At 35.4% G+C, this 13,349-nt stretch carries 8 protein-coding genes; 3 read left to right on the plus strand and 5 right to left on the minus strand.

The genetic code is table 11. The features are described 5' to 3' along the window. Positions 1–223: 223 nt before the first annotated feature. From HPY79_04165 to HPY79_04185, 5 genes are all read right to left on the minus strand, one after another. Positions 224–1,318 carry a glycosyl transferase family 28 gene (locus HPY79_04165; GenBank protein ID NSW44990.1) on the minus strand — a complete coding sequence of 365 codons (1,095 nt, stop codon included), beginning with the start codon at positions 1,316–1,318 and terminating at the stop codon, positions 224–226. Continuing rightward, on the minus strand, positions 1,309–2,076 hold the full coding sequence (locus tag HPY79_04170) for a radical SAM protein (protein ID NSW44991.1): 768 nt from the start codon (positions 2,074–2,076) through the stop codon (positions 1,309–1,311). Before HPY79_04170 ends, HPY79_04165 begins: the two co-directional genes overlap by 10 nt. Before the next feature lie 131 nt (positions 2,077–2,207). Then, positions 2,208–3,482 carry a T9SS type A sorting domain-containing protein gene (locus tag HPY79_04175; GenBank protein ID NSW44992.1) on the minus strand — a complete coding sequence of 425 codons (1,275 nt, stop codon included), beginning with the start codon at positions 3,480–3,482 and terminating at the stop codon, positions 2,208–2,210. Next, positions 3,479–4,885 (minus strand): hypothetical protein, encoded by a 1,407-nt coding sequence (locus HPY79_04180; GenBank protein NSW44993.1) that lies wholly within the window; start codon positions 4,883–4,885, stop codon positions 3,479–3,481. Before HPY79_04180 ends, HPY79_04175 begins: the two co-directional genes overlap by 4 nt. Further along, positions 4,882–5,448, minus strand: a complete 567-nt coding sequence (locus tag HPY79_04185) for a sigma-70 family RNA polymerase sigma factor (protein NSW44994.1) — start codon at positions 5,446–5,448, stop codon at positions 4,882–4,884. The genes HPY79_04180 and HPY79_04185 overlap by 4 nt, the downstream gene beginning before the upstream one ends. A 105-nt stretch (positions 5,449–5,553) precedes the next feature. On the opposite strand from HPY79_04185, the gene HPY79_04190 reads away from it, so the two are divergent. From HPY79_04190 to HPY79_04200, 3 genes are read left to right on the plus strand one after another with little or no spacing between them, the layout of a single operon-like run. Continuing rightward, positions 5,554–10,314, plus strand: a complete 4,761-nt coding sequence (locus HPY79_04190; protein NSW44995.1) for a gliding motility-associated C-terminal domain-containing protein — start codon at positions 5,554–5,556, stop codon at positions 10,312–10,314. Positions 10,315–10,360: 46 nt separating this feature from the next. Continuing rightward, a complete protein-coding gene (locus HPY79_04195; protein ID NSW44996.1) occupies positions 10,361–11,407 on the plus strand; it encodes a PorP/SprF family type IX secretion system membrane protein in 1,047 nt (348 codons plus the stop codon). A 5-nt stretch (positions 11,408–11,412) separates the two neighbouring features. Beyond that, on the plus strand, positions 11,413–13,341 hold the full coding sequence (locus tag HPY79_04200; GenBank protein ID NSW44997.1) for a hypothetical protein: 1,929 nt from the start codon (positions 11,413–11,415) through the stop codon (positions 13,339–13,341). Positions 13,342–13,349: the final 8 nt, after the last annotated feature.

Here is a 13,349-nt window from a genome sequence, read left to right on the forward strand (position 1 = left end):
TTGCAAAGTTAAAGAAATATTACAAATTATCAAATGGACTTATAATTTTTTGTAAACTTTTTTGTTCTTTTACCTCTTTATGCAGCTCCGCCCTTTCACTTACAGTTTTGTAAGCTAAAAAGAGCTTGTCGAAAATACCTGAAAAGCATTTCAGACATCAACTTTACAAATATAAAACAAAGTTCAAGAAATATCAAATAATTATAAAATATTTTTCCTAACATTAATTAAGCACTCGTTCGAGTTCTATTTCAATATGATCGTTTACTTTGTATAAATACATCCAAGTATATACCGAGAGTTCGGCAAGTGATTCGGATAATTTAAAATTATTTTGCTCTGCAATAACAAACATACGTCTAGATTTATAATAACTTGCCAGGTATTCTTGTTCAGTTTGTCCGGGTGTAGGGACTAAAATAGCGGTGCGTTTTAAGCTAATCAAGTCCATAATCGTAGAATATCCGGAGCGTGCTACAATATATTTCGATGATTGTATGGCCTGAAATAATTGTTTGGTGTTCATATACGAATAAACAAGTACATTCTCTTCGTGCCAAGTGCTGAATGGCTTGCTAAAATCGCCTAAAACAAGTATACAGGGTTTATGTAATTCTTTCAATTGCTGTAGTAGTATATTGGCAAAAATACTTCGCTGTGGTTCTGGACCGCTCACAATAGCAATAACTTCGTATTGTTTTTCTACTGATAATTCAGCAAAGGCCTTATCATCGAAACGCGATAAAAGACCAATAAAAGCCGATTTCCCATTCAATGAAAATTGCATCGATAAATCGCCGGCAAAATTAGGTATTTCGTTAATGTCAGGAATCCAACAGCGATTAAAATTATAAATCCATCGTTTTATTTGTTTATGCAATAGATTTTCAGCCCATTTAACTTTAGAGGGTAAATTAATTTTTATTTGATGTGTAATGATGACAGAATATGCTTTGGGGCTATAACAGCCATATCGGTTGTCGCTTATAATAAGTTGAATGTTGTATTTTTTTATCCAATGATTGATTTTGTTTTTATCTTTTTTAATGCCTATTAAGATGGTAGGAATTAGCTTTAATAAATGAAATATGGATAGTTTATTTTCACTGTATTTAATAGCCGGACAAGCACACGGAATCCATGTATAGTTCGATAGTTCGTTTTTAAAAAAATGTTGCTGATGTTTTGAGCAAGCAATAAAAACGTTATGACCCTTGTTTTGAATTCTTTTAATAATGGGTATAACGCGAGCGGCATGCCCCAGTCCCCAATCGAGTGGGCATATTAATACATTTTTTGGTGTTGAAGTTATACCCATATAGCATTAATTCCTGCTTGTTGAATTTTTTTCGCAATATCTTGCATGGTATGGGCATCAATTTTTTGCAAACTGCTAAGCGGTGGAATGCGATCGAGCGAATAAAGCATCACGGCTTTGGGTTGAATTTTTATATATTGATCTATTAAGGCTTCTATTTCGTTATCGGTGGTATTGTCAATTAAAATTCCATTGTAAGTCCCCTTAACAAACATGGTCTGAAGATAAATTTTACCTTGTAAGGTGTATAATTGCTCAAGATATTGACGCAAGTTAAAATTGATAAAAGGCAGGTTAATCGCTTTCATTGTTTGTTCTATGGCAGAATCGAGCTTTAGCACCGGCATATCAATTTTAAAAACAGCTTCTTTAATCGATGGTTCCGAAATGGTGGAGCCATTAGAAAGCAACACGATTTTCTTATTAGGGAAATATCTGTTTTTAAGTTCGATGGTATGATTTACAATATCTAAAAACTCTGGATGAAGTGTTGGCTCCCCATTGCCGGCATAGGTTAATACATCGAGCTGACTATTACTTTCAAAAAGTGTTTTTAAATTTTGTTCCAACACTTCTAAAAATAAGTCTTTGTTAACAAAGGTACCTTGAGGTGTATCGGGATTCCATCCGCATTCGCAATAAATGCAATTATATGAACAGACTTTCGATTGTGTTGGCAATAAATTCATTCCGAGCGAAAAACCAAAGCGACGGCTTTTTATAGGTCCATAAACAATATCATGAAACAATATAGACATAACAGCGATAAGTTCTATTACGAAAGTAATACGAAATAAATAAATAAAAAAATAAAAATAATAATTTTTGTTAAAAGTTTAAATATAAATATATCAATAATTTATATGTTTTTTGTGTGTTTGGTTAATAATTATTTTTTTACCACTTTAAAGATTTTAGGCAAAAAATGTTGAGCATGCACTTTTAAAATATAAACACCACTATTGAGGTGCACCATTGGGATAATATAGGTGTCGTGTTCTTCGTGCTTAAAAGTATTATGATAAATTTTCTTGCCATTAAAGTCGAATAATTCAATATTTAATGCTGTTATACTTGCTTCATATTCTAAACGTAACCATAGATTGTTTTCGACAGGGTTGGGATATATACTGCCTTGAATTTGTGATAGGCTATTGTTATCGATGCCAATGACAACTGCATCGGAAGTAATGGTAAAATGAATGGGTTCGAAATCAATAGCAGCATTTTGCTCAATTATTTGCGATATTAAACCATGTTTTTCGGTTCTTACTTTAAATATTTGCGAAGGAATATCTTTAAAAACAAATATGCCATTATGATTTGTTAGTGCAAAGCGTTGAGGTATATTATTGGAATCTAATAATAATACAACTTGATTGGGAGCTAGATTCAAATTTTCTTGCGATGGCAAAGAGTTATCAAACCAATTATTTAAATACACATTATACTCAAAATTACTTGAGTCGGCAATATTAACATCGCCTACTATAGAATCGTTTCCTAAAATCAGATCGTAGCTACATTGTAGATTAATATTTTTATTGATATGTAAACCATTTACATTAACTGGTGCAGCGTTTTGCCATTTCATCGTATTACCATAGTAGGTTGGAAAATAATTGGGATAAAAAATAACATTAATATTAAAGTAGGGAATGGCATAAATATAGTATGTTCCAGGTGTTAAATTGCTAAAATGATAATTGCCGTTATCAACATGACAATATGCTACGGCTCGGTATTGATTATTTAAATATTTTATTAAAACAACAATGCCATCGGGCAAGAGTGCATCACCAGCATAAACAGATCCCGAAATACCATAATTTTGAAGTGTATCTAACACCGGATTACGAATAATGATGGTATCGCAATAGGTGGCTGTACAGTTATTATCAAATACAACTGTTAAGCATGGAGTATAAATGCCACTTCCTAAATAAACATGTTCGGGATTCGGATCGTCTGAAACATAACCATCGCCAAAGTCCCAAGAATACGATACAATCATATCGCTTCCACTTATTACTTTATGCGAAAAGTAAGACAGCTGATTTTCTTGTACACTATACGAAAAAACCACATTGCATCCTACTTTATCATCTTGAGCATAAAGCCGAAAAATTAGCAATGTTAATATTGTAATTACAAAATATTTCATCTGAGTTGATATTTTAAACCAATGTTAAAAGTCCATGATTGAAGTTGTAATCGAATGGGAATGTCGTTTTTAAATAAGCGTGTTACATTACGGCGATAAAGTGGCATTAAACTAAGCGATAATTTATCGGAAATAAAATAATTAGCTTCTGCGCCTGCTAGTATGTTTATATAAAAGTTTTGCATCTGTTCACGTTTAAAAGGGATGACACCATAATCGTTGCTAGTAGAAGGTAAATAACCTTTTGTTAAAAGCACATAGCTTAACGAGGTACCTGCTTTTAATGTTAAATCAAATTTACCAAAACTATATGAATATCCGGCTGTAAATGGCACTTCGATAACAGATAATTTGAAATTCTGTTGAGACGTTTTGTCTTTTCGAACCATTTCAATTTCAGTTGTATTCAATGTGTCAAAAACAGGAACAAGAGTTGAATCAACATAAGTAAACCAAACCGTATCGCCTGTTAATAATAGACTATCTAAATTTAAAACTTGTATATAACTGTAATTATAGTAGCTATTATCAATAATTTGTTGAAAGTGTAAGGTGTCGTTATAAAAGAAAGCATCATTAAAAGTATAATTTTGTTTTAAAGAACTATATATTAAACCTGTTTGAAACTTAAAATTGAACTTTTGCCATTCATAATAAGCGCTGAGGGCAAAATTGCTTAATCCAACAGAGGTAATAGGTTGGTAGTTAGATTTGAGTTTTTCGTCGCTAAGAGTTAGAATAGATAAATTAGAAATAAGATTCATAGGAGCAATGTAAAAAGCCAAAGCAGCATGATGACGCAACTTATATTCGTGTAAATTTTGAGCTATATTGTTTTCATTAAAAGTATATTTGCCTACATTGTTTATGGTATTAGGGTTCAATGGCTCTAAAAATTCTTCATTATTTGTATAAAATGAAGTGAGCTCTTGATGATAAGGTTTGGCAATAATAACAGGCATTTTATTTATTTTTGATGGGGTATGGAGTGGAGGGGTGTCTTTTTTCGAGATGTAGGATTCCTGCTGTTTTAGCCATGGCTGTATCGAACGTGCATTATTAAAAGATTTAATGTTGGTATTTGAATTAGACGTTATTTTAGGTGTTTTATTTTCACGTATATCAATAACATTAAAAGTAGAGTATGTTAATAAAATGGAAGTAAGTAAATAATATACATTAAAGGTGGTTAACGAAAAACGGAAAAAGTTTTTAAACCATAAAATAATAGCAATTTTTTTCCAAAAAGAAGCCTCGGGTTTAACAAAATAATGATTAAAAATCATTTTAACTTGACGAACAAAAAGCTCCTGGCTCATTTTATCCCATAAGCCTTCACTTGGTTGAGATTCAAATTGCTCAAATTGTTCCTGCCAGTATTTTTCAAATGGTTCGTCTTTCATACTTTAATAGAAGCATTTCTTTGTGAACGAATTTTGATTAATCGGTGTTGCACAATTTTTTTTGCTCTTGAATATTGCGATTTTGAAGTTGCAACATCAATTCCTAACATTTCTGCAATTTCTTTGTGCGGATAACCTTCTATTGCAAAGAGATTAAAAACCATTCGATAGCCGGGTGATAATGATTGTATAACCTTTAGCATTTCTTCCATGGTAAATTCAATATCATCGCTCGTTACTTCTTGTTCGTATTCGTAAACGTCGTCGATATGGGTATGATTGTAATGTTTTAAATTTTTTCGATAGTTTGAAATAGCAGTATTAACAATGATTCTACGCGTCCAGCCTTCGAAAGCACCAGAATAATTATATTGATCGATGCGTTCAAATATTTTTAAAAAACCTTCTTGCAAAATATCTTCTGCCTCTGGTTTATCTTTTGCATAACGCATGCAAACACCTAAAAATTTCGATGAAAAACGATCGTACAACATCTTTTGAGCCTTTCGGTTTTGTTTCTTACAGCCTTCTATTATTTCTTTTTCATTATACATTAGCTGCATTATTAAGACTCAAACTAAACACTTTTAGTTGCATACTCTACAAAAATACTTCATTTTTTTTCAAAAATCAATGATTTGATGTATATTTACAAAAATTATTTTACTATGACCCATCATATAACCTCTATAAGTAAATGGGGAATATGGTTAATTTTTATTTGCTTTGCTACTATCATCATTGCTCAAAATGCTTTTGTCGAAAATAAAGGGCAGTGGAATAAACAAGTTCGTTTTCGTTATACCTTACCCATTGGTAGCCTTTTTGCCGAAAACAATGGAATTACATACAATTTAGTTAACACCAACGATATTAAAATTTCAAGAGCACATCATGCTTATATAAACCCTAACATTCCAAAACAGATTCGTTTTCATGCTTATAAAATGAGCTTTGTTAATGCAAAACAAGTATATCCTATTGCCGAAGATCCCTACAACGATTACGAAAATTTTTACATCGGCAACGATCCTACTAAATGGGTTTATAAAGCGAAACGTTACAAAAAAATTAAATGGAATAATATTTACACAAACATAGATTATGTTCTTTATATCAACGACGAACAATCATTGCAATACGATTTCGTAGTACACCCTGGTGGGGTCGCAGAAGATATTCGTATAAAATACGAAGGACAAGATACTCTTTTGATTGATAAAACAGGTAAAGTGGTGGTTATTACTTCTGTTGCACAAATGAACGAGCTTAAACCCTATGCATATCAATGGATTAACGGACAAAAGGTCGATGTTAAATGCCATTTTCTGATTCGTAATGGTTATTTAGCTTTTCAGTTTCCTAATGGATACAACGAAAATTACACACTGGTCATTGATCCGATATTGGTATTTTCGTCTTATTCGGGTTCTACAACAGACAATTGGGGCTTTACCGCAACATACGATGAATTAGGTAACGGTTATTCGGCAGGCATCGTCTTCAATACAGGCTATCCTACTACGTTGGGTGCCTATCAGGTGAATTATGCGGGTGGCGAACCATCGAATCCTCAAAACCCTGGATACTATGGCATTGGTTGCGATATCGGTATTATTAAATATTCACCCAATGGCTTACAGCGTTTATGGGCTACTTATTTAGGGGGTGCAGTTAGCGAAGAACTTCCGCATAGCATGGTTTGCAATCGCAGTAACGATCTTATTGTTATGGGCACTACCGGTTCATCCGATTTTCCGACTACGGTCAATGCTTATGATCGTACCTATAATGGTGGCGACACGACTGTTTACGATAATGTTATACGATTTTCTAACGGTACCGATATTTTTATCAGTCGTTTAAGTTCTGATGGCACACAGTTACTTGCTTCTACGCTTATCGGAGGTTCAAAAAACGACGGACTCAATTATTTTGGCTATTACATGAACGAAAACATCGATACCAGCTTATATTACAATTATGCAGATGGCGCACGCGGCGAAGTTATTTGCGATGCAGCCGGAAATATTTATGTTGGGACTTGCACGTTTTCGTCCGATTTCCCAACTACTCCAAATTCTTTTGGTCCCAATTTTCATGGCAGACAAGAAGGCATTGCATTTAAATTTGACCCGAATTTATCGCAACTTTTATGGAGTGGCTATTTTGGTGGAAGCGATAAAGATGCTATTTATTCGCTCGATATTGACCAAAACAACGAAGTATATATTGCCGGTGGTACCACCTCGCTTAATATACCAACCACTTCGGGAGTATGGCATCCATTAGCCCCTGGAATTGACAAATGCAATGGCTTTGTTGCTCATATCGATGCCAGTGGTTCTAATATTGTGGCTGCTACGTATATTGGTTCAGATGAATACGACCAGGTTTATTTTGTAAGGGTCGATAAATTGAGAAACGTATATGTAACCGGTCAAACGAAAGCTCCCGGAACAACCTTTATTATTAACGCTGCTTACAATACACCCAATAGCGGACAGTTTATTACTAAATTGCCTAATAGTCTTGCTTCGCCTATATGGAGCACTGCTTTTGGTACAGGCAATGGCAAACCCAATATTTCGTTCACCGCCTTTTCGGTCGATTTTTGCAATCGTGTTTATTTAAGTGGCTGGGGGCGTAATTGGAATTTTACTACCAATGAGGGAACATACGGAATGCAAGTAACAAACAATGCATATCAAAGTCAAACAGATGGAATGGATTTTTATCTAATGGTTTTAGCTGACGACGCCTCACACCTCGAGTATGCTACCTTTTTCGGTGAAATACATCCCAATGGTAGCAGTGCTTATTGCGGACACGACCATGTAGATGGAGGCACCAGTCGGTTCGATAAACGTGGAAATATATATCAGTCGGTTTGTGCTAGTTGTGGTTTTGGCTGTAATGGCTTTCCAACATATCCGAACCCCGGCGTTTGGTCGCCTAATAACGGAGGTATGGGAACACCCAGCGAATGGGTATGCAACAATGCTCTTTTTAAGTTTAGTTTTGCCTTACCATTGACAGTCGCCGATTTTCAGGCTCCAACTGTATGCTTAAACACTCCTACCCAGTTTACCAATACCAGCCAGTTAGCTACCGAATATTATTGGGACTTTGGCGATGGCACCCATGCCACTGATGCTAATCCTACGCATACTTATTCGCAAGCAGGGACTTATTACGTTACCCTTATTGCCAATAATCCTACTTCTTGCAATGTGGCTGATACCATGATTCGTCCTGTTGTTGTTGAAGCGTTGCAAATCCAAACCAATGACACTTCAATTTGTTATGGAAACTCCATTACCCTTAGTGTATCGGCAAGTGGCAATTCTTTTCCAGTAACGTATGTGTGGGATAATCAATATCCTATTCATGACACATTAAACAGTTCTGTTACAAATCCTAGTTTAACCATCAATCCTCTACAAAATCAGAGTTATTACATAGTTGTATCAGATGGAATTTGTACCTTATATGATACCGTTCATGTCGAAGTAAACAGAGTGGTGATTCAAGCCGTGCCCGATACTACTCTTTGTCCAAATTCAACCGCTACTTTGCATGCGAATATTGTTTCTACTACTGGTAGTGTATCGTATCAATGGGGTCCAACTTCGAGTATAGTAAGTGGTGATACGACTGCTTCACCGGTTGTAAATCCGCAACAAAACACTACTTACATGGTAACAGCGACTGAAAGCCATGGTTGTACTACAATCGATTCGGTGCATGTTAATATAGATCCTTTTAATGCTCAATTTTCTTCAATTCAACCAGTCTTGTGTCATAATCAGTGCGATGGAGCTATACAAGTATTGGTTACTGATCCTGTTTTACCTGTTACTTATCATTGGAGTAACTCTGGTAATGGTTCTTACCAGCAAAATCTTTGTGCAGGTACTTACTCTGTAACGGTTACCGATGCTATTGGTTGCAGCAAAGTATTACAAACAAATTTTACCAATCCTCCACTATTGGAAGCAAGCATTCAGGTTTTGGCTTTAGCCCAATGCGATCCGCAGCATGCCAATACAGGATCTGTTGGAGCACAAGCATGGGGTGGTACACCCGGTTATCATTACCACTGGAACACCAACGATACCATTCCTGTTTTACAAAATTTATTTGCGGGCACTTATACGGTTACTATAACTGACCATAATGGATGCGATACGGTTTTAAGTGCGGTTATTAACGACCCTTCGCCGTTACAGATTTCAACATCACAACAACCAGCCAGCTGTTTCGGTTTCTGTGATGGCAGTGCTCAAGTTTTCATCACAACTCAAGGCACACCACCTTACAACTACCTGTGGAATACGCAAAACACCTCGACTACCATTCAAAACTTATGTTCCGGTGTTTATTCGGTTACCGTTACCGATGCTGAATATTGCGTACGTGTACAATCTATTTTAGTTCAGCAGCCCGATAGTATTCGACCGGTGCTCAATATTCCTGCTATTCCATGTTATGGCGATACGACTAGCATTTACATTACCGATGTTTTAGGTGGAACGCCCGATTATACATATTTGTGGAACGATGGCAGTACAAATGCTTCACTTCATGGTATTGGCAGTGGAGTTTATTCGCTTATTATTACCGATTCGCACCAATGTAAAGATACTACACAAATTAGCGTTATACAACCTTCGTTGCTTGAGGCTACTGCTAATGTAAACCATACGCTTTGTTCCGCTTCGTGCAACGGAAGCATTAACATAACGCCTCAAGGAGGCACATCGCCATATAGTTTTGTATGGTCAAATGGTGCCCACACACAAAATATTCAAAATTTGTGTGAGGGCTATTACGAGGTAACCATCACCGATGCTCAGGGGTGTTCTTATACCGATCAATATGGAGTCGCTAATAATCATTACTATCCACCTTTAAATGCAATGGCGCAACCCTATGTTATTTATCACGGACAAAGTTCACATTTATATGCCGATGCCAATAGCAATTTGCATTTTGTATGGTGGCCTGCTCATACGTTATCAAATGGGTATGTTCAAAATCCTATTGCTACTCCCGATAGCACAACAGCTTATATCGTTGAAATAACTGATGCCTTTGGGTGCACCAATGTTGATACTGTTGTTGTTACTGTTCTTGATGTTGTTTGTGACGAACCCTACATTTATGTTCCCAATGCCTTTACTCCTAATGGCGATGGCAACAACGATGTATTATATGTTCATGCCGATATGGCAACCGATTTATATTTTGCTATTTATGACCGATGGGGCGAAAAAATGTTTGAAACTACCGATGCCTCAAAAGGATGGAATGGTATGTACAAAGGCAAACCACTCGATCCCGCTGTATTTGTGTATTATTTAAAAGTTACTTGTTTAAATCGTTTGCAGTTCGAGAAGAAAGGGAATATCACGTTAATTCGATAAAAAGATGGTATTACTGAATACATATAGAAAATGGCTAAAAACTCAGATGCGTTATACTGAAATTTATTCGACATCTCCAAAAACTAGGCACTTTATTGCTATTACTTTAAGTTTTATGTTTATTTCCTTAAACTTTTTTTCTCAAGACATTCATTTTTCGCAATCGCATTTATCACCATTAAACCTAAATCCAGCTGAAACTGGTCGTTTTAATGCCGATTACAGGGCACATGTAAATCAACGCACACAATGGCGATCTATTACGGTTCCTTATGTTACTTTTTCTGCCAGTTTTGAAAAAAAATTCAATCAATTAAGCTTGCCTGGGAACATTTCGGCAGGCTTGCTTTTTAATTCTGACAAAGCAGGTGATGGTCATTTTGGAACCAATCAAATTGGGCTATCCTCATCGTATTTAATCCCCATTAGCGATTCACTCTGGGAAGTTAGCATTGGGCTATTAGGTATGTGGAACCAAAATTCAGTCGATTATACCCAATTTTATTTTGACAACCAATACAACGGCTACATGTACGACCCGACGATTGCACCCATGGAACAATTTCCGAGAAGCCAAATGCACTATTTTGATGTTCATGGTGGTTTATGGATAAAAAGATGGATAAAACCTCAGATTCCAATCATTTTGGGTATGGCTGCATATCATATCAACCAGCCGAAAAAAACTTTTTATCAGGAAATCAATGTAAAATTAGACCGAAAAATAACCTTTTATGCCCAGTCATCATTAACCATTTCGCAACAAACCTATTTACAGCCTTCGATATATTGGTTCAAACAAAAAATGCTCAACGAGGTATATTTAGGTGGTTTGCTTTATCGCAAAACTCAAGACTTATCGTTCAGAGGTTTTTACCTTGGAGGATGGTTTCGCATAGGCGATGCAGCTATTTTAACAACAGCTATTGATTATCAGAATTTCCATATCGGATTAAGTTACGATTTCAATATTTCGCCTTTAGTTACTGCAAGCAATGGCCGTGGAGGCTTAGAAATAGCCATACGCTACATTTTTTCAAATCCTACTCGAATACCATTGCCCGAGAAACATATTTGTCCAACGTTTTTGTAATGATTATGAGAGTTTGGGTTGTTTTTCTTTTTGTAGTTTTAAGTTCGGTTGCCATGTCGCAATCGGCAAAACAATTCATAAAAGCCGGTAAAAAAGCATACAACAATACCAACTACGAATCGGCTGTTTATTATTTTGGCAAGGCTCTAGAGCAAGAGCAAAATGCACAACTTGCATGGTATATGGCAGAAGCAGCCCGATTAAACCACGATTTTGAAATTGCTGAAAAATGGTATTCGTATGTAGAACAAAACGGTTTAGAAAAATTTCCACTTACCACTTTTTGGTTAGCTACGGTTCAAAAAAATTTAGGCAAATATCAGCGTGCACAATTGAATTTTAAAAAATACGTGCAAAAGCACGCTTCTGTTAAAGACTATTATACTTTAAAAGCACGTCATGAGGTTCTTTCATGCGAAAATGCCCTGTTTTTAACCTTTGATAAAAACCAAACACCAATTTACACGTTTGATTCTACCATCAATAGCCCTTACAGCGAATTTCAGGCATATTTGACTTATGATTCACTTTTTTGGCTTACTTCGTATAAGCCTTTATCGGGTGAGGATAGCTTAACATTTACTTCTAAATTATTAAACTTTAAAATAGATTCAACCCAATTCATTCTCTTACCTATTGACAGTATGATTAACAAACCCAACCGCTTTGTTTCGAGCTTTGCTTTGATGAATAAAAACACGACTATGGTTATAAGTTTATGCAACAAAAAAATGGGCAACCATTTCTTTTGTCAACTATATAAAAGCCATAAAAAACATTCATCTTGGTCAGAGCCGGAGTTGCTAAAAAGCCCTATCAATATAACCAATGGTTCAACGACCCATCCTTTTGTTATTGAAACCGACACGAATTGTTATTTACTTTTTGCTTCAGACCGTAAAGGAGGATTTGGTCAATACGATTTATGGGCTGTAGCTATTGATTCAACGCTCAACCCAATAGATAGTGTTTTTAATCTAGGAAAGAATATCAATAGTATGGATAACGAACTTAGTCCTTTTTACGATTTAAAAACAAAAACTCTTTTTTTTAGTAGCGAATGGTTTACCAATTTAGGTGGTTTTGATATCTTTTCGTCGTATGGATGGATAAAAAACCTTTATCCTCCACAAAATATGGGATATCCTATCAACACGAATCACAACGAAGTTTTCTATCAATTAGCTCAAGATGGCTCAATGGCATTGTTCGCATCTAACAGAATTTTAAATTCACTAACCAAAAATGAAAAATGTTGCAACGATATTTTTTACATTCCTTTAGAAAAGCCCTTAACCGATAGTTTATTAATAGTTCAAACCAAGCAAAAAACGCAAAAAAAAGCCGAAGAACTTATTCCTGTTACCTTATACTTTCATAACGATGAACCTAATCCACGCACATACGACACCACAACTCAATTTTCGTACGATGAACTTTACGAAAAATACATGGCTATGCGTTACGAATACATAAAAATGTATGGTGCAAAACTTAAAGAAAAAGAAAAACTCAATGCCGAATCTGAAATTGATGCTTTTTTTAGCGACGAAGTAGAAAAAAATTACTTAAAAATGTTAAGTTTTATACAATTGCTTAAACAAATGCTGTTACAAGGACAACATATTGCCATAACCATAAAAGGTTATGCCAGCCCTTTAAATAATCATGCTTACAACTTAAATTTATCGAAACGTAGAGTTCAAAGCTTAATTAACATGCTATACCGCTATGAAGATGGTTTTTTTGTTCCCTTTATAGAGGGAAAGGCATTGAATGGCGGCAAATTAGATATTCTTCGCGAAGCCTTTGGCGAAAACATGGTAGCTCAAGGAGTAAGTGATGACCTTCGCGATCAACGCAATTCTGTATATAGTCCCGCAGCTGCTAAAGAACGCAAGATAGCTGTTATTGCTGTTAAGTTTAATAATTAAAACAATAT

It is taken from the genome of Bacteroidales bacterium (assembly GCA_013314715.1).
Classification (GTDB): domain Bacteria; phylum Bacteroidota; class Bacteroidia; order Bacteroidales; family GWA2-32-17; genus Ch61.